This is a genomic window from Methanobrevibacter sp. (assembly GCF_045126245.1).
Lineage (GTDB): Archaea > Methanobacteriota > Methanobacteria > Methanobacteriales > Methanobacteriaceae > Methanocatella.
On record NZ_JBGVOG010000128.1, the window covers coordinates 1 to 19087 of the forward strand.

The 19087-nt window shown below is 34.5% G+C and carries 20 protein-coding genes; 6 read left to right on the top strand and 14 right to left on the bottom strand.

The genetic code is table 11. From position 1 onward, the window contains the following. Both ACJMLZ_RS09265 and ACJMLZ_RS09270 read left to right on the top strand, forming a co-directional pair. A partial coding sequence (locus tag ACJMLZ_RS09265; RefSeq protein ID WP_405305339.1) for a hypothetical protein occupies positions 1–1562 on the top strand: 1562 nt, incomplete at its 5' end. 401 nt (positions 1563–1963) lie between these two features. Continuing rightward, entirely contained in the window at positions 1964–5254 is a 3291-nt protein-coding gene (locus ACJMLZ_RS09270) for a hypothetical protein (protein ID WP_405305340.1), read from the top strand. 150 nt (positions 5255–5404) lie between these two features. On the opposite strand, the gene ACJMLZ_RS09275 is transcribed toward ACJMLZ_RS09270, so the two are convergent. The 6 genes from ACJMLZ_RS09275 to ACJMLZ_RS09300 form a co-directional block, all read right to left on the bottom strand. Next, positions 5405–5629 (bottom strand): hypothetical protein, encoded by a 225-nt coding sequence (locus tag ACJMLZ_RS09275; RefSeq protein ID WP_405305341.1) that lies wholly within the window; start codon positions 5627–5629, stop codon positions 5405–5407. A gap of 8 nt (positions 5630–5637) precedes the next feature. Further along, on the bottom strand, positions 5638–6324 hold the full coding sequence (gene rpiA / locus ACJMLZ_RS09280) for a ribose-5-phosphate isomerase RpiA (protein ID WP_405305342.1): 687 nt from the start codon (positions 6322–6324) through the stop codon (positions 5638–5640). Then, positions 6324–6761, bottom strand: a complete 438-nt coding sequence (locus tag ACJMLZ_RS09285; protein ID WP_405305343.1) for a UPF0179 family protein — start codon at positions 6759–6761, stop codon at positions 6324–6326. Before ACJMLZ_RS09285 ends, rpiA begins: the two co-directional genes overlap by 1 nt. Then, positions 6761–7804, bottom strand: a complete 1044-nt coding sequence (locus ACJMLZ_RS09290) for an NAD(P)-dependent glycerol-1-phosphate dehydrogenase (RefSeq protein WP_405305344.1) — start codon at positions 7802–7804, stop codon at positions 6761–6763. Before ACJMLZ_RS09290 ends, ACJMLZ_RS09285 begins: the two co-directional genes overlap by 1 nt. Positions 7805–7931: 127 nt before the next feature. Continuing rightward, positions 7932–8201 carry a hypothetical protein gene (locus tag ACJMLZ_RS09295; protein ID WP_292819453.1) on the bottom strand — a complete coding sequence of 90 codons (270 nt, stop codon included), beginning with the start codon at positions 8199–8201 and terminating at the stop codon, positions 7932–7934. Between the two features lies 1 nt (position 8202). Then, positions 8203–8490, bottom strand: a complete 288-nt coding sequence (locus ACJMLZ_RS09300) for a hypothetical protein (protein ID WP_292819456.1) — start codon at positions 8488–8490, stop codon at positions 8203–8205. A gap of 126 nt (positions 8491–8616) precedes the next feature. Between ACJMLZ_RS09300 and proS the strand changes: the two genes are divergently transcribed. From proS to thiD, 3 genes are read left to right on the top strand one after another with little or no spacing between them, the layout of a single operon-like run. Next, positions 8617–10020, top strand: coding sequence for a proline--tRNA ligase (proS, locus tag ACJMLZ_RS09305; RefSeq protein ID WP_405305345.1), 1404 nt, complete (start codon positions 8617–8619; stop codon positions 10018–10020). A gap of 9 nt (positions 10021–10029) precedes the next feature. Beyond that, positions 10030–10704, top strand: coding sequence for a 2-phospho-L-lactate guanylyltransferase (gene cofC / locus ACJMLZ_RS09310; RefSeq protein WP_405305346.1), 675 nt, complete (start codon positions 10030–10032; stop codon positions 10702–10704). Then, complete coding sequence (gene thiD, locus ACJMLZ_RS09315; RefSeq protein WP_405305347.1) at positions 10705–11439, top strand: bifunctional hydroxymethylpyrimidine kinase/phosphomethylpyrimidine kinase; 735 nt, start codon at positions 10705–10707, stop codon at positions 11437–11439. Here the strand turns inward: thiD and ACJMLZ_RS09320 are convergent, their stop codons facing one another. The 4 genes from ACJMLZ_RS09320 to ACJMLZ_RS09335 all read right to left on the bottom strand — a co-directional run bounded on the left by ACJMLZ_RS09320 (position 11440) and on the right by ACJMLZ_RS09335 (position 15475). Next, positions 11440–12192, bottom strand: coding sequence for an ABC transporter ATP-binding protein (locus ACJMLZ_RS09320; RefSeq protein ID WP_405305348.1), 753 nt, complete (start codon positions 12190–12192; stop codon positions 11440–11442). It abuts the gene before it with no gap. Positions 12193–12201: 9 nt separating this feature from the next. Beyond that, positions 12202–12951 (bottom strand): ABC transporter permease, encoded by a 750-nt coding sequence (locus tag ACJMLZ_RS09325; protein ID WP_405305349.1) that lies wholly within the window; start codon positions 12949–12951, stop codon positions 12202–12204. A gap of 88 nt (positions 12952–13039) precedes the next feature. Then, positions 13040–15187, bottom strand: a complete 2148-nt coding sequence (locus tag ACJMLZ_RS09330) for a heavy metal translocating P-type ATPase (protein WP_405305350.1) — start codon at positions 15185–15187, stop codon at positions 13040–13042. A gap of 21 nt (positions 15188–15208) precedes the next feature. Beyond that, a complete protein-coding gene (locus ACJMLZ_RS09335; RefSeq protein ID WP_405305351.1) occupies positions 15209–15475 on the bottom strand; it encodes a DUF6110 family protein in 267 nt (88 codons plus the stop codon). Positions 15476–15594: 119 nt separating this feature from the next. On the opposite strand from ACJMLZ_RS09335, the gene ACJMLZ_RS09340 reads away from it, so the two are divergent. Beyond that, positions 15595–16545 (top strand): CPBP family intramembrane glutamic endopeptidase, encoded by a 951-nt coding sequence (locus tag ACJMLZ_RS09340; protein ID WP_405305352.1) that lies wholly within the window; start codon positions 15595–15597, stop codon positions 16543–16545. 58 nt (positions 16546–16603) lie between these two features. Here the strand turns inward: ACJMLZ_RS09340 and ACJMLZ_RS09345 are convergent, their stop codons facing one another. From ACJMLZ_RS09345 to ACJMLZ_RS09360, 4 genes are all read right to left on the bottom strand, one after another. Beyond that, entirely contained in the window at positions 16604–16954 is a 351-nt protein-coding gene (locus ACJMLZ_RS09345) for a carboxymuconolactone decarboxylase family protein (RefSeq protein WP_405305353.1), read from the bottom strand. Between the two features lie 125 nt (positions 16955–17079). Further along, positions 17080–17400 (bottom strand): TIGR04076 family protein, encoded by a 321-nt coding sequence (locus ACJMLZ_RS09350; RefSeq protein WP_405305354.1) that lies wholly within the window; start codon positions 17398–17400, stop codon positions 17080–17082. Positions 17401–17470: 70 nt separating this feature from the next. Continuing rightward, positions 17471–18049, bottom strand: coding sequence for a flavin reductase family protein (locus ACJMLZ_RS09355; RefSeq protein WP_405305355.1), 579 nt, complete (start codon positions 18047–18049; stop codon positions 17471–17473). Positions 18050–18058: 9 nt separating this feature from the next. Then, positions 18059–18604, bottom strand: a complete 546-nt coding sequence (locus ACJMLZ_RS09360; RefSeq protein ID WP_405305356.1) for a flavodoxin family protein — start codon at positions 18602–18604, stop codon at positions 18059–18061. Positions 18605–19087: the final 483 nt, after the last annotated feature.

The window sequence follows — 19087 nt, forward strand, 5'->3', positions numbered from 1 at the left end:
GAGTTGCAATTTTACTTGGTGGATCAGCTGACAACTCCTATTACAATGTAACCATCGGTCCAAATACATTTGATGGAGATAAATTACCATTCCCACCAACATTCGCATTTACTCTCGCTAAATCTGAAAATCAATATCAAAGTGAAACTAATGTAATTGGAACATATTCAGATAAAAATCTTGTTAAAATTACTGCAGATGATGTTGAAGCTAAACCACATACCGGTCAACTTGACTTTACATTAACTGGCCAAAATGGTAAAAATTTAGCTAATACAGAAGTTACTGTAACAATTAACAATATTAGCAGCACTGTTAAAACCAATGAAAATGGTAGTGCAGTTATTCCATTAGACTTAGATGCAGGCAATTACGTTGCAACCATCAGTTATGAAGGCAGTGACAATTACAAAAAAGCTACTGCAAACGTGAATATCCTTGTTGATGAAACAATCAAAATAAAAACCACTATCTTAGCTGATGATATTTCTGTTGAATATAACAGCAACGGCGAATTAATCGCTACCTTAACCAACAGCAAAACAGGCCAAGCAATTAAAGGCGCTACAGTTGCTGTCATTATAAACAAAGCAAAAACTACTTTAAAAACCGATAAAGACGGTAAAGTTAAAGTTTCACTTGACGGTTTAAGTCCAAACACATACGAAGCAAAAATCATGTATGGTGGAAACAGCAAATACTATGCTGCAACAACCCTCGTGAATGTTACCGTGACTAAAGCGACAACAAGCATTTTAGCAGATGACATTACAGTTGAATATAATGCCAATGGCGAATTGGTTGCTACCCTAACCAACAATGCTACTGGACAAGCAATTAAAGGTGCTACTGTAGCTATCATTTTAAATAATGTGAAAAACACATTAAAAACCGATGCTAACGGCCAAGTTAATCTTTCCATTAGCGGTTTAAATCCAAACACATATGCTGCAAAAATCTCCTATGGTGGAAATTCAAAATATCTTGCAACAACCACAACAGTTAACGTTGTTGTACCTAAAATAACAACCATTATTTCAGCATATTATGATAGCCAAACCAATGAAATAGTTGCTACCCTAATCAATGAAGCTACAGGCAAAGGTGTTGTCGGAGGTACTGTAGGTATTGTTTTAAATAATGTAAAAACTCTTATAAAAAGCGATAAGCAAGGTCAAGTCAGACTAGCTCTCGGCGATGTAGATCCAAACACATTCAAAGCATCCATTTCCTATGCAGGAAACAGCAAATACTTCGGATCTGTTAGAGTATTATACACTGCGGAACAAAAAGCAGCAACATACATCACAACAGCTTACGACAAACAAAGCAATGAAATAGTTGCTACCCTAATCAACAACGCTACAGGACAAGTCATTAAAGGCGGTACTGTAGGTATTGTTGTAAACGGTGAAAGAAACATTATTAAAACAGATATGAACGGTCAAGCAAAACTTTCAACCGCAGAATTTGAACCTGATGAATACACCATTACAAGTTCATACTCTGGAAACACAAAATATGCTGCAACAAGCGAAACAAAAACTATTGTAAAAATCTAAAGGGGATTGAAACTCTCCTTTAACTTTCTTTTTTTTAAAAAAAAATTTGTATGACTTGAATTTCTATTAATACAAATCCTTTTAAAGAACCATCATAAATGTAAAAAAATAAAACATAGAAAATATTTCATACATTTACCACCATATTTTTTATATTCATATCAACATTATTGAGTCTAAAACTGCAATTATTGAAAAATTATACAATATTTTTTGACAAATCCTTCAAAAAATGTGCTTTTTTTGAAAAGACCTAAATTAGTTTATTATTAAACTATTTATACAATCAACAATATATGGATTATTAATCAAAGAAATTCTATTTCTCTTTATACAAATAAATGGGGTTAAATATGAAATGCAAAAATAAACTAATTTTTATTTGCTTATTTGCTCTAATTTTGTTTAGCATATCTTGTGTAAGTGCAACAGAGCAGCTAGATGCTAATAGTACAATAGAAATTAGTGATTCAAACGAATGGAATGATAATTCAATCCAAGAGGATACTGATTATGATAGCATATTAACTCACAGTGTTGATGAAACAAATCTATGTAAAACAGATACTAAAACCATTTCATATGAAGCTATTAGGAGTGTTGAAAATGGCATGAATTCCAATCCTTCAGAAAACAATGTTTTAAAAGAAGCAAAAGGCGATTTTAATTTACTGCAAGATTTAATTAATCAAGCCAGTGCGAATAGCGTAATTACATTAAATCGAGATTATACCTTCACAGCAGGCTTAGATGATGACTTAATTAATGGTATTTATGTTAATAAAAATAATCTGACTATTGATGGTAATGGACACACCATAAATGCACTTGGAAAAGCAAGAATTTTTTTTATTACTTCAAATTATGTTACATTGACAAATATTAATTTTATAAACGGTTATGTTGCAGAGGATAATTATTGGCGTGCAAGTGGTCCTGGTGGTGCTATTTTCTACCAGGAATATACTAATCATAATCTTGTTTATAATTGTAATTTTGTAAATAACACTGCAGATAATGGTGGTGCTATTTATTTTTATGGTGCCCCTTATTGTACCATTGCGAGTTGTAATTTTATTAATAACACAGCAATTCATGAAGGTGGAGCCATTAATTTTAATTATTGGATGGTAATTATGGCAGATATGGGCTTGGAATGGGATTCGTTTAGTGATTATTGTTCTTTAATTGGTTGTAATTTTGTTAATTGTTCCGCGGATAATGGAGGCGCCGTTTACTGGGATAGTGATTACGGCATTATTACTTCCTGTAATTTCATAAATCCTAGCAAAGGATATGATGATTATATTATAATAGATAGTTATAGTACAAAAATAAAAAACATGACATTGTCTATTTCATCTAAAAACCGTTATCTTAATCAAATTGTCACAATAGATTATAATATTTCTTCTTGGGCAAAAGGCATGCTCACTGTTTATCTAGATGATTCATTCATAAAGAATGTTTCCATAGGAAATAAAATAGAATTAAATAATTTAACTGTAGGAAAACATTCTGTTAAAGTAACTTACAATGGTGCGGGTTTCGTTGTTTGTGAAAATGTGACTAATTTTGAAATTTATGAACCTAAAAAAAATACTAGTATTTCAGCAGTTTATAATGTCAGTGCTAAGGAGTTGATTGCCAATTTGTTTAATGATGTTACTGGCCAACCTATTTTAGGTGCTACAATTAGATTTAAAATTAAAGATGATATTTATACAAATAAAACAAACAATAATGGCCAAGCTAAACTTTCTGTTGCTAATTTGACTTTAGGCACATATAATGCCATCATTTCTTATGGGGGCAATACCAAATATAACCCATCATCCGCAAATCTAACCATTCCTATAAAAGAAAATACTAACATTAATGTAGTTTATAACGCTAATGATAAAGAGTTGATTGCTACTTTAATTAATGAAGAAACAGATAAACCAATTTCAGATGCCACCATAACTATCGTTTTAAATAATGTGAGAAATACTTTAAAAACAGATTCTAATGGCCAGGCTAAACTCTCAATTGCTGATTTATCCCCAGGCACTTATACTGCTACTGTTTCATATGATGGCACTGCCGAATATAATTCCACTAATGCAAGCGTTAATTTTATTATTAAAACAAATACCAGACTTTCAGTAGTTTATAATGATAATACTAAAGAATTAATTGCTAATTTAGTCAATGACGTTACTGCCCAACCTATTTTAGGCGCGGCACTTGGATTTAAAATTAATAATAAATATTACACCATTAAAACAGACAATAGTGGTCTATCCAAACTTTCTGTTGCTGATTTACCTTTTGGAACTTATAATGCCATCGTTTCTTATGGAGGCAATACCAAATATAACCCCTCATCCGCAAATGTGAATGTACCTCTAAAAGCAAACACAAGTTTTAATGTAGTTTACAACGCCAATGATAAAGAATTAATTGCTACTTTACTAAATGATGTTACTGGTCAAACCATTAAAGGCGCCACTGTTGCCATTATTTTAACTAATATGAGAGCCAATTTAAAAACCGATGCTAATGGCCAAATTAAATTTTCAACTAATGATTTGGCTTCCGGCGTTTATCCAACTACTGTCTCTTATGGAGGAAATACCAAGTATAACTCCACAAAAACCACATTTGACGTGGTTATTAATGTTAAAACTAGCATTTCAGCTGTTTACAAAAATGGCATTTTGACTGCTACATTGATTAATAATGCTAGCGGCCAAGGCATTAATGGTGCCGACCTTCTTGTCAGCTTTGGAGATGTAAACTATACCGTAAAAACTAATACTAATGGTCAGGCCAAAGTCTCCACTAGAGATTTGACACCAGGCAGTTATACTGCCGTTGTATCCTATGACGGCAGCGGAGGCGTTCCTTCAAATACAAGCATTCCAATCCAAGTAAAAACAGATGCATATTTCATTGTTGAAGATATATCCATTGAATACAATACCAATGCAGAGTTAGTCGCTACATTAATTAATTATGCTACCAGCAAAGGAATTGTTGGAGCTACTGTAGGATTTAAAATCAATGGTAAATCTTACACTGCAAAAACCGATGCCCATGGCCAGGCTAAAGTATCCATTTCAGGCCTAAATCCCGGAAATTACAACACAACAGTATCCTATAATGGTAATACCAAATATAACCCTGCAAGCACAACATTCAATGTCCTTGTAAACAAAATAACAACCAGCTTCTCTACATATTACGATAGCCAAAGCAACGAAATAGTCGCTACCCTAATTAACGAAGCTACAGGAAAAGGAATAGTCGGAGGTACAGTAGGCATATTCCTAAACAACGTTAAAAACATCATTGTAACAGACACCAACGGCCAAGCCAGACTCTCACTGGGCAATGTAAATCCAAATTCATTTACAGCATATACAACATATGCCGGAAACACCAAATACCTTGGATCAAGCAGAACAATAACTCCTGTAGAAAACAAAATAGAATCCTACATTTCAACAACCTACAATAAAGAAACAAACGAAGTGATAACAACTTTAATCAACAAAGCTACCGGAAAAGCTATCATTGGAGGAACTGTAAACATTGTCGTAAATAACGTTAGAAACAATATAAAAACAGACACCAACGGTCAAGCAAAAGTCTCTATTGCAGACTTAGCTCCAAATGTATATTCAGTTACTAGCTCATATGCCTGAAACACCAAATACACAGCAACAACCGAAACCAAAAGCTTTGTAAAAATCTAAAAAAAAAGGGAATCAACACTCCCTTTTACTTTTTTATTTTTTGTAAAAATTTTACTTCAAAATACTCAATGCTTTTTAAATCTTTAAAAAAAAATAAGTTTAGTAAGCATTTTTTCTGCTTACTGCAGTATAAATAATAAATATACCTACTAAAATTAAAACTATTTGTGGAAATATTGCAAAGAATATTGCTGGAATAACACCTAATTCTGCGAGTAACCACAATACTCCATAAATAACTATTAAAGCACCGAATAGAATAGCTATTTTATAACCGATATCCTTTAAATCATAAAAAGGAAACATACCATTTGGAATAGGCATCCGATCACCTACAATTCCTTGGTGCCGTCTTCAGTTCCGACAATGACCTTATCAACCATCTGTGAAAATATTCCGTTTTCAACAACACCCGGAATTGTATTCAAATCAATTTCCAAATGTGCCGGAGATTCAATTTTCTCAAATTTGGCATCGATTACAAAGTTACCATTGTCAGTGATTACCGGACCATCTTTTCTTTGAGCCATCCTTATTTCACATTCAGCACCCATATCTTCAAGTTCCTGAATGACCACGCGTGATGCATCTGGCAATACTTCAACAGGCACAGGAAATGTTCCCAGTTCATCAACACATTTTGACTCATCGACAATTACTATGAACTCCTTTGCCGCATAGTCAACGATTTTTTCTTTGGTATGGGCAGCACCCCCACCTTTAATCAAATTGAATTGGGAATCGACTTCGTCCGCCCCGTCGACAGAAAGGTCAATGTCATGCTCTTCAAGGGTAGTTATTGGAATATTCCATTTTTTTGCAATCATCAATGACTGAAATGAAGTTGGAATGCCTAAAACATTAATTCCCTCATCACGAATTCTCATACCTACTTTTTCAATGAAATAATGAGTAGTAGAACCTGTACCAAGCCCTAAAACCATTCCATCTTTAACATATTCCGCAGCTTTATATCCTGCATTCTTTTTACTAGAATCATTACTACTGGCATTTTTCATTATATCACAAATCCTAAAGTAAGTTTATTAAGTCTATAACCTTTTTTACATTCCTCTTTATGTTTTCCATTATTTTCCAAAACAATGCATTTGTCATTTTCAAAAAGCCCATCAGGGAAACACAAATCATGGAAATCGCATTTTTCATCACAATCCAAAGCGTTATATGTGAATGTTGATCCTTCAAAAATGCTTTTTGAATCTGTTAAGATATCAATTTTTGCTCTGTCAATTTCAACAGGAATAACCACACCACCGGAATGGACAGGACATTTCTGTTCATTGTCCCTAACATCAACAACAACATATTTCCTGTTCTTTTCCAAGTTTCCTACACATGATGATTTGAACCTACAGCTTTCGCAGTCTTCAGCAGGGCCTAAAAAAACGAATTCCTGACCTTTCTTTGCCAAATCCTTACCTATCAATGTAATCATTAAATCACCTCTGTTCTGTGTGCCAGTTCATATGCTGCCTCTTTTGAAATTCCATTGTCACCCAAAATAGTATATCTTTCAGGTCTGATTTCATGAGCCATCATCAACGCTTCGATAATGTCTTCATCTGCAATATTCAGTTCTTTTGCAGTTGTTGGAGCTTGAACCGCTTTAAGTGCATCCCTAATAGCTTTCCAGTTACCCCCATGAAGATACATCATCATTATTGTTCCAATACCACACTGTTCACCATGCAAAGCAGGCTTTTCAAGAATTTTATCCAATGCATGTGAAAACAAGTGCTCTGATCCGCTGGCCGGTCTGGATGAACCTGCAATACTGATAGCCATTCCTCCACTGAACAGTGACTTCATGACTATGCGTGCACTAGGTTCAAGATTAGGTTTGATGTTGGCGATATTATCCGTGATTAAATGAGCTGACATTATTGATAATGCGGCGGCTGATTCACTGAACGATTCGTTTTTTAATCTGTGTGCCAATTCCCAATCTTTAATGGCTGTAAAATTGGCTATCAAATCAGCACATCCTGCAGCCAACAGTCTAAATGGGGACTGTGCAAGAATTTCTGAATCGGCAATGACTGCAATCGGTGAATGAGCATTGAGTGATATGGAAGTATTAGGATTTTTTATAGATGCCATAGGAGATACAATACCATCATGAGATGCTGTGGTTGGCATAGATACAAAATATACTCCCTGATTATATGAAGATAATTTAGCCACATCAATGACTTTTCCACCTCCGATACCCAAAACGGTAGTGTCCGGCGTAATCAATTCTTCAACTTCAGATATTGATTCTTGTGATGCATTGTCAACTTTAATTACATCGTATTCAATATTGTCCTTTTCAAGACTTTCAATTGCCGGAACTGCCCCCACATCATATGTATGGGAACCGGTAACAATCAAAATCCTGTTGTCCAAATGTAAAGATTTGCAAATTTCACCAGTATCCTTAATAATACCCGGATCAATGTAAACTTCACGTGGCATTTGTATTTTCCTATTACTCATAATATCTCCTAAAATTAAATTATTCATTAATATATATGTCAGAGATAATTATAAATAACTTTCCGAAAAAATTTTATTAAAAAAAAATAGATGATAACGAGAAATTATTCCCAGTTATCTAAAGAAATTATAGACCCATTGCTTCAAGCATGGACTGGACACCTAAAACAATGATTGCAACCCCACCGAAAATTTCAATATAATCGGCATATTTAATGGCAATTTTAGTTCCGAAATTACCAATCAATAACCATATAATAACTGCAATAATACTCAATCCGCCTAAAATATATGGGTCTACATGTGCAACGGCACCCTGTGAAGCTAAAATAAGGTTTTCAATGTTTCCAAAAATAATTAATCCTGTAAATGGAACATACGGTTTTAAATCAATCATTTTATTCACTTCCTTTAGTTGACCTAATATGTCTTACAGCATCACGAATAGCTATAATACCCAATATTACAATAGCAAGGCCGCCAATAAATGTGATATAATTTGCATATTGTATTGCTATCTCGGTAGCAACGGTCCCAATAAATAACCATATAATAACTGCAATAATACTCAATCCACCTAAAACTTTAGCATCCACACCTTGAACAACACCCTGTGAAGCTAAAATAAGGTTTTCAATGTTTCCAAAAATAATTAATCCAACAAATGGTAAAAATTCTTCTAACAATTTATCACCTAATAAAACTTTTAAATGTCTTAATATAAATAAATACTACACTAAAAAAGATATCAAATAAATTTAATACTGATTAAAAACAGATAATTTAACATTATAAAAATTATTTTAGGTGATATGGTGGAAAATTATGATGAATGGTTTCATGATATTTTAGAAGAAGCAAACATTACTGATTCAAGATATCCTATTAAGGGAATGGCTGTTTGGATGCCATACGGTTTTCAAATAAGAAAATATACAATGGAAATAATAAAAAAATTATTGGATAAGGACCATGAAGAAGTATTATTTCCAATGCTTATTCCTGAAACCGAACTTGCAAAAGAAGGGATTCATGTAAAAGGGTTTGAAGATGAGGTATATTGGATTACAAAAGGCGGTCAGACTGAATTAAATGAACAGTTGGCATTAAGACCAACAAGTGAAACCGCAATGTATCCTATGTATGCTTTATGGATTAGATCACACATTGACCTTCCAATCAAATATTATCAGATAGTAAACACATTCAGATATGAAACAAAACACACCCGGCCCCTAATACGTGTCCGTGAGATTACAACATTCAAAGAAGCTCATACCGCCCATGCAACTAAAGAGGAATCTGATGAACAAATTCAGGACTTTATTGCTATTTATAAAGAATTCTTTGATGATTTGGGAATTCCATACCTTATTTCAAAAAGACCTGAATGGGACAAGTTTCCTGGTGCTGACTACACAATGGCTTTTGATGTAATCATGCCTAACGGTAAAACCTTGCAAGTAGGCACAATTCACAATTTAGGCCAAACATTCGCAAAAACTTTTGACATTAAATTTGAAGACAAGGACGGACAGCACAAATTCGTTTATCAAACCTGTGCTGGAGTATCCGACAGGGTTATTGCATCTGTTATTTCAATACATGGCGAAGAAAAAGGATTACGCCTCCCACCTAAAGTATCCCCTAACCAAGTTACAATCATACCAATTTTATTTAAAAAAGGAAAAGAAAAAGTTTTATCCAAATGCGGTGAAATAAAAGCAAAACTGGAAGCTAAAGGTTTGAGAGTCAATATCGATGACAGGGACATCAGACCGGGTAAAAAATTCTATGACTGGGAGTTGAAAGGAACTCCAGTTAAACTAGAACTTGGTCCAAGAGACCTTGAAAACAATATTACAATAGCTATGAGAAGAGATGAAGGAGAAAAAATAGAATTATCCTTAGATGATGCTCTTGCAGACAATGTGATTGAATTATTAAATAAAACCGCAGAAAATCTCCACGATTGCGCATGGGACTTCCAGGAAGAACATGTTAAATTCACAGAAAACCTTGATGAAATTCCAGATATTGTCGAAGCCGGAAATGTGGTTAAATTCCTATGGTGCGGAGACGAAGCTGTTGGAAAAGAGATTGAAGAAAAAACCGGTTATGATATCCTAGGTATTCAGGAAGAAGTATCCGAAGGAAAATGCATAGCCAGCGGAAAAGATGCAAAATACATTACTTTAATAGCTAAAACTTATTAAGTGATTTAAATGGATGACATATATGCAATAATTCCTGTCTCAAAGTTTAAAAATGCTAAAACTCGCTTATCCCCATTTCTATCAGAAGAAGAAAGGGAAAAGCTCTTGAAAGTGATGCTTCAGGACGTGACAGACACCCTGAAAAAATATGTGGATAAAATTTTCATCATAAGCAGGGATGAAGATGTGCTGAGCTATGCTAAAAGCCTGAACCTGGAAACCATCCTTGAAGATGACAATTCCAATCTGAATAAGGCTTTAAAGCAGGCGATGAAATACTGTAAGGGAAAAACAAGAAAAATCATTATTGTTCCATCAGACATTCCGCTGATTGGAAAAACAAATTTAAAAATGCTTATTGATGCATCCAAGAGCTTAGACTTTATTATTGTTCCCTCAAAAGGTGGTGGGACAAACATGATAATAATGAAACCTATGGCAATACACACCAGATTTGAAGGTTTCAGCTATAAGGAGCATGTCAATGCCGCCGAGAGGAAAAAATTAAATCCGCAGGTTCATGATTCCTTATTCATGGCATTGGATGTAAATACCGCTCAGGATTTGGGCGAAATCATGATACATGGCGAAAAAACCCACACCAGAAAATACCTGAAGGAACTGAAAGTCAATGTCGAACCATTCAGAGGATCTGAAAGACTGAAAGTTACAAGAGCTGATTAAATGATTGTTATGAGTATTGCGGGCGTTGACCCATCAGCAGGGGCGGGAGTTTTAACTGACATTAAAACATTCCAAGCCATCGGAGTTTACGGAACAGGAATAGTTACTGCGCTGACTGCACAAAATCCATATAAATTCTTTTCAACATTGCCTATTGCTGAAGATTACATATCCGAGCAAATCGATTCCGTTTTGGATGCATATGATGTGGAATTTATCAAGACCGGAATGCTGTACTCCCCCGACATAATTAAATTGGTATCACAAAAAATTAAGGAGTATAATCTAAAAGCGGTAGTTGATCCGGTTATGGTGGCGACTTCCGGCGGAGATTTGACCAAACAGGATTTGGCAGATGCATTTAATAAATATCTTCTTCCAAAGGCTATTTTGACAACACCAAATATTACAGAAGCAGAAAGATTGACTGATTTTGAAATTAAAACCGCTGAAGATGCAATAAAGGCATCCGAAAAAATAGTTTGCGACAATATCATTACCGGAGGACATCTAGATGGAATAAATACCATCAATATTGACGGCAATATCACAATTAAAAAACAAGAATTAATAAAAACAGACAACTTGCATGGAACCGGCTGTAATTTATCTGCAGCCATTGTAGCTTATCTTGCAAAGGAAAATACTCTAGAGGATTCTATTTTTAAATCCCTTGATTATGTTTATGAAAGCATAAAAAATGGAAATTATGGGACATTAATAGCTAAACTATAACTATTGGCCCATATCTAATTTTTCAACTATGGATTCCTGAAGGGCAATGAACTCTTTTGAATCTCTTTTTCTCGGCCTTTCAATATCAACTTCAACAATTTCGGCAATTCTACCAGGATTTCTATCCAGAATTACAATTTTATCAGCTAGAAAGACCGCCTCATCGACATCGTGAGTTACAAAAACAATAGTATTTTCAAATCTTTTCCAAACCCCAATCAGCTGTTCTTGAAGCTTGTGTCTATTTTGCATATCCACTGCAGAAAACGGCTCATCCATAAGCAAAATAGGTGAATGATTTAACAAAGATCTAATAATTGCAACCCTTTGCTTCATACCACCCGAAAGTTCATGAGGATAGCTATCCTTAAACTCAATTAAACCAACACTTGTAAGATATCTCTCTGCAGCGGCAATATTCTCTTCCTTGGAACCCTGTTTTGTCATTTCCAAACCGAAAGTTACATTTTGCAAAACTGTTAACCACGGGAATAATGAATATTGCTGGAAGATCACCGCCCTGTCACCGGATGGCTTTTTGACAACTTCCCCATTAGCAATTATTTCACCTGAGGTAGGATGTTCAAGACCTGCTATCAGACGCAGAAGTGTTGTTTTACCGCAACCTGATGGGCCTAAAAGACAAATCAGCTCCCCATCATTAATAGTTAAATTAATATCCTCCAAAACAGACAATTTCTCTGTTTTTTTACTCACAAAGGATTTATAAATATTCTTAATTTCAATTGACATTCAACACACCTACCAGAATATCTTATCTTGAGCCTTTGTAAATACAAAGTCAAAAGCAAGCCCAATTAAACCTATCACAAGCATACCTACAACAGTGGTACCTGTATCAAAAAGGTTTGTTGCTGTTAAAATCATATAACCTAAACCACTACTTGAACCGATCATTTCTGCTGAAATTGTACACATTAAGGCAATTCCAATACCTACCTTTAAACCAGAAACGATATACGGAAATGTAGACGGCACTACTACACGTCTTAAGACGTTCCAATCATTCGCACCTAAAGTCTGGGCGGATTCGACTAAAACCTTATCAGTTCTCTTTACACCATCAATTGTATATACCAGAATAGGGAAAACGCATCCCATGAATATGATAAATACCGCAGGAACTGTTCCTATTCCAAACCATAAAATTGAAAATGGAATCCATGCAACCGGTGGAATTGGTCTTAAAACACTAATCACAAAAGTACATAAATCTTCCAATGTCTTATACCATCCCAGTAAAATTCCTAAAGGGATAGCCACGACAGATGCTAAAATCAAACCTGAAAATACCTTAAATAAAGTATCAACTGTGTTTGTAAGGAGTTTTCCATTTTGAATTACCACCCATGCAGAGTTTACCACATCAACAGGGCTCGGCAATATAAATGAAGAAAATAACTCAATACCATCAGTTATGAAATACCAGAATAATATTATTAGAATCGGTAAAATTAATGGAATAAATTTATTCTTATAATTATCAAACATTTCATCACTTAATTAAAATTTTTATACAATTTTAAATTTATGTATTATGATATAAAAACTTTTAAAAAAAAATTGAAAAAAAATAAAATTAAGAAGTGTCTGCTACCTCAATAGCTTCAACTTCTATAGCATTAACATAGTCTTCATCTTTCAGAACGGATTTGGTACTCATTGCGCCAAACAGCATTGTAGATAAGTTATGTATCAGTGAAGATGTTGATGGTGGAATAACCCCAAACACACCTAAAACAAGTAAGGATCCGTTTACTGCAACGATGTTGCGATAATTCTTATTGATTTTATCCAACATTCCTTCGCTTAGTTTTCTAAGTGTTACAAGATTATACAAATCATCAGACAATAATGATATGTCCGCCACTTCACGGGCGATATCCGATGAATGTTTCATTGAAACAGAGACATCTGCAGCAGCTAAAGCTGGCGAATCATTTATCCCATCCCCAACCATGATTACTGTTCTTCCATCTCCTTTTAACTCTTCAACAATTCTTGACTTGTCTTCCGGCAGTACTTGTGACCTGTATTCGGTAATTCCCAATGCTTTTGCACTTGCTTTAGCACCGCTTTCACTGTCACCGGTTAGCATTATGACATGTTCAACGCCTAACTGCTTAAGCTCTTCAATGACATACTTTGCCTCTTCGCGTACCGGGTCATCAATGCATATGATTCCTTCAAGCTTTCCATCAATAGCCAGATAAACAACAGAATGTTCATTTTCTTCCTTTTTGAGTTTTTTATCTTGAGTTTTGGTAACTTTGACCTTTTCATCATCAAACAGGAAGTGCTTTGACCCAATGACTGCACGCTTGCCGTCATATTCCGTTACGATACCATGAGCTACAATGTATTCGACTTCACTGTGGTCCTCTTCATGTTTAAGACCTTCCGCTTCTGCCTGTTTTACAATGGCAGTCGCAATGCTGTGAGCGAAGTGCTCTTCAATACATGCAGCCATCCTTAGGATTTCATCACGTTTGTATCTTCGTGACATTGGAACGACTTTGACAACCTTAGGGGTTGCATTGGTCAATGTTCCTGTTTTGTCAAATACTATTGTATCCGCATTTGCGTAACTTTCCAGGAACTTTCCTCCTTTAATCATCATCCTATTGTCGGATGCTTCACGCATCGCAGATATGACTGATAATGGAGTAGTAAGCTTGATTGCACATGAGAAATCAACCATCAGGACTGAAAGCGCCTTTGAAGCATTTCCAGTAACAAGATAAGTTAAAGCGGTAGCAAGGAAACTGTATGGAACAATTGAATCCGCCAGCTTTTCGGCTTTGCTTTGGGTTTCGGCTTTCAACTCTTCCGAATTTTCAATCAAATCGATAATCTTGTTTAATCTTGTTTCCTTATTCATTGAGTAAACTTCAACTATTAGGTTTCCTTCTTCAACGACAGTTCCTGCATGAACAGTTTTTCCAGGCATCTTATGGACGGCTAACGGTTCGCCTGTCATTGAGGATTCATTGACCATTCCTTCACCGGCAATCACTTTTCCATCGACAGGTATTACATCACCCATATGGACTTTGATTTTGTCTCCCTTATCAATTTCAATAGCCGGACACTGCCTTTCCTCACCATCATCACCCACTATCCAGACAGAATCAATATTCAAAGCCAAACTGTCTTTTAATGTGCTTTTTGCTTTCTGTACAGTGTAATCTTCAAGAGCATCTGAAATTGACAGCAAGAACATCATTGATCCGGCAGGAGCAAATTCTCTTTGCATCAAAGCCCCCGCAACTGCAGCACCATCAAGAAGTGCAACATCTACACGGAAACTAGTTAAACTGTCCAAACCTGCCCAAATATATTTTAAAGAGCGATAAAACGCCATGGCATTTTTAATAGGCATTGGCAGGAATAGCCTTCCTAAAAACCTATTGACAACCATACCCATTAGCTTATAATAGAAATCATCGGTTATTTCCTTTGAAACTTGAGTTTGTGTTGGTTCTGCTTCAAAAAGGTCCTCTAATGTGATTCCATTTAAAATATCAAATATTCTTTGCTTGTTTTCCTCGCATTCTTCATAATATATTAAAATACTGCCGTTTTTGTGAGAAGTGAAAACCTCATGGATAAAATCCTGGTCTAAAAGTAATGAAGCAATTCCATAGCCTTCCTTTTCAGTGAAAGCCCACTGACCGGAACGGAGCCTTAAACGATTCCCACGGTCATACATTACTTGATATTTCATTTTTTTAACCTTAGAAATGATTTATTCCTTTGCTTCAACATAAATTTCTTTTTTATCCTCTTCGTGTGCATCTACAACAATGTCTTCAGCATTTTCTTTCATGTCCTGGAAGCATTCTTCAGCATCTTTTCTAATAGACATTACAGTGGCCATACCCTGTGTTGCCGCGTCTTTTACAGCTTTTGATTCTAAAACTTTTTTACCAACCACTGCAGTCGCAATACCTGCAGCAAAAAGCAATGCATGTTTATGTTCAACACATTTATCAATAAATTCTTTATTAACCATCTTTCAACTCTCCCAAATTTTTAAAATAAAATGCTCAGCTAGTTAATATTTAGGCATACCTAATATTTAAGTTTTAGGTAGACCAAAATTTTTATGGAAATCATTAAATAATATGAGAAATGAAATATTGTTTAAAACAAGTAACTGGTGTAAACTTGAATGCCGACAAAAAATTTTTCTCAAAAATAGGGTTTAATTATTTGACAATGGGATTGATTGCAATAGTATTTCAAATTATCCTTGTAAACATCTTAGCCTACACAAACATGGATTTATTAAACGACATCAATTTCTTAGCTGTTCTATCATCATTTTGCAATTATGTCATACCTCTCCCAATTTTCATTTATTTGATGGGAAAACTGGATTCTCAAGAAATCAAAAAAGAAAGATTGGGAATTCAAAAATTAATAATCTACGTATCGGTCGGCTTTACGATAACCCTTTTTGGAAACGTATTCGGGATTATAATAACATCAATCATATCCCAATTTATAGGCAATGCCGTTGCAAATCCTGTGCATGATTTAGTGAATTCGACAGACATTTTATTGAATATAATCCTTATTTGTCTTATCGGTCCGATATTTGAAGAGTTGATTTTTAGAAAATTGTTGATTGACCGAACCATTAAATACGGTGCAAAAGCCTCCATAATAATTTCCGCAGTATTATTTGCATTTTTCCATGGAAACCTGAATCAATTCTGTTATACCCTTCTTTTTGGAGGGCTTCTGGCATATGTCTACATAAAAACCGGACAAATTATCTACCCCATCATTTTGCACATTATTGCCAATTTGATGGGATCCGTTGTTACCTTATTTTTCTCAGCCAGCGCAACTGCAATAATCAGCTGGTCATTTAGCGTCACAGACATAATTATCGTCACAATATACTTTATTGTTACATTACTCCTTTTCCTTATCGGATGCTTTAAATTAATATATTGTGACAAAACCGAATTTCTTAAAAAGATGCCAATTCCATTAAAAACAATTTTCCTAAATTATGGAATGGTCTGTTTTATTTTATTCTTCACATTCGTGATTATTCAACAGATAGTCTAATATCGACTAAAATAATAACAAAAAAAAGAATTCTGAAAAAAATTGTTAAGAGAAGAGTTTAAGCCTTATCTTCCCTTTCTTCTTCAATAGCTTCAGTAACACTATTTAATATTTGAAGTGATTTGGAAAATGCCGGCATGCCTGAAGTTAATAAAACAACTCTCAAAACATCAACAATTTCCTCTTTAGTGATGCCCAATACTTCAATTGCACTCCTCATTTGTTTTTTGGTAGCTCTTGGATCTGCACGAGAAGAGGTAATGCCAATAGCTATTAATTTTTGAGTTTTATAATCCAGGACCTTCCCGTCCCATACTGTATCATTAATGTTGGATACTAACTCATACAAATCAGAATGTTCATCTTTTAATTCCCGTATACCTTTACCGTAATATACATCTCCTTTCATATAAATACCTCAATTATTTTAATTAATATTATTTTACTTTTTTAAATTATATATAAATAGCTATCTTACACAAATACTATTAGTTAAAAATTATTCTCCAATAACATCCAGTAATGTGATTCTATTTATTTAGATTCGATATCTGTTGCTTCCAGTTTCATTATTACTGGCCTTAAACCATCATTGCAGGATACAATTGCAACACCGGGAGTTTTAATCCAGTCCTGATAGTACCAATCTTCACTTGCTCCATGAGCTAGAGCAAAAACATACTGATAGATTGCCTTCCATGCCTCATCGCAAAATCCATCAGGTTTTGAATAATCCGCATAGTAAATTTCACCCTCGCCCATCAGAGGGCATGTTGATAATCCTTCCACACCATATTCCTTTGCAAGGTCTTCCTGTAGAGTTGTCTTTAGGATTGTGATTTTGACTTTTTTCATAATATTACCTTTGTATTTAAATCATATTCTATTTTGCAATTCTCATGAAATTAAGAATAATTATAAATCATTATTTTCTAAATTTTAAACCACACTTATGAGAATCAGCGATTTTATCACCCACAGTATAGTAATCATGATTCCCATCATCATAAGCCAGCGGATTGAGCTTTTTCAGTTCTATCCGATTTTTTTCATTTAAGATTTCCTCATCAGCCTGAATATTAACGACTTCACCAGTAATCTGAGTGTGGCTTCCAACTTCCGCAACATGCATCAACCTACATTCGGCAGATACCTTAAACTCATTGATGATTGGAGCATTTACCTTTTCAGCTATTTTGTATGTGAAATTGACATCTTCTATCTTGTTTGTATCATATCCTGATGCAATTCCCATATAATCTGCCTCAAGAACTTGTTCCACACTAGGATATCCTATGCAAAACTCTTTGGAATATAGGATGCTTTTCAATGTTTTTCTTTTAAGCGTAGTGTTTATTGCTATCATCACTGCCGGAGGGTGATGGGAACACATTGTAGCAAAAGCCAAAGTGCAACAGTCAGCATTTCCATCCTCATCAAAGGCTGATGCAACGACAGCAGGAGACGGATACATTATTGAACGGGGTTTTAAATTCACTTTCATTTAAATCACTTAAAATTTTTGACCAATTTCATAAGCTTTTCTTAAATCATCTTCAGCATTATCGGCATCTCCAATGAATTTAACACCTGCCACTTCTAATGTTTCAATATATTCAAGTTCCGTATTATTTAAGAATGGTTGAGCTTCTGTAAGCTTGATATAGGGTTTGTAGATGTCCTTATTAGGATATGCATGTGTAAATATCATTGCTGCCTTTCCATTGAATTTCTTATCAGGATTGTTGAAAATAGAGTAGAACCTGTCTACGATTGTCTTTGCCTGTGCGGTCATTTGCCCAAAGTAGATTGGTGATGCTAAAATTATACTAGCACCCTCTGCAAGCTGATTGATGATTTCTGCACCATCATCATCGTATCTGCAGTCTTTTCCTTTAGAGCAAATTTCACATCCGCTGCACGGACTGATATCCAACTTTTCCAAATAGTATTTGATTACCTCATGACCGTTATCCTCTGCACCTTTAATCATCTCATCCAAAACTCTATTGGTATTGCCTTTCTTTCTAGGACTTGCCTGTAAAGCTAAAATCTTCATATTAATTACCTCACACTAAATTAATGAATTTGAAATATTTATAATTTATTAATGCAACTAATAGATTTCATGAGATATGTTTCCAACAAGACAGTACTAATAAAAACAACAGTTGCTTTGTTTAATTTGATTTAATTGAACATCATTAACATTAACTGCAAGAGTTTTGAACATCACATTTCTTTTACACATCAATACATTTAAAAAATAAGTTTTCAATAGGCAGTGGCAGCAGTTAATGTTTTAACAAATGTATCCTGAAAATATTTAATATAATAAGTTTCAAAAAAAAGTAGTGTAGAGAGGCGAGTAGCACAACTATCGCATAAGTATTCATATAACCATCTCAAATATTATTTTACTTTTTTAAATTTATATAAATAGCTATTTCACAAGCAGTAATCATATATTTAATAGCTCGACAAAACAAAACGAACAATTATTTCCCATTACATTACATTCTCTCTTTTTATAGGTAAATCA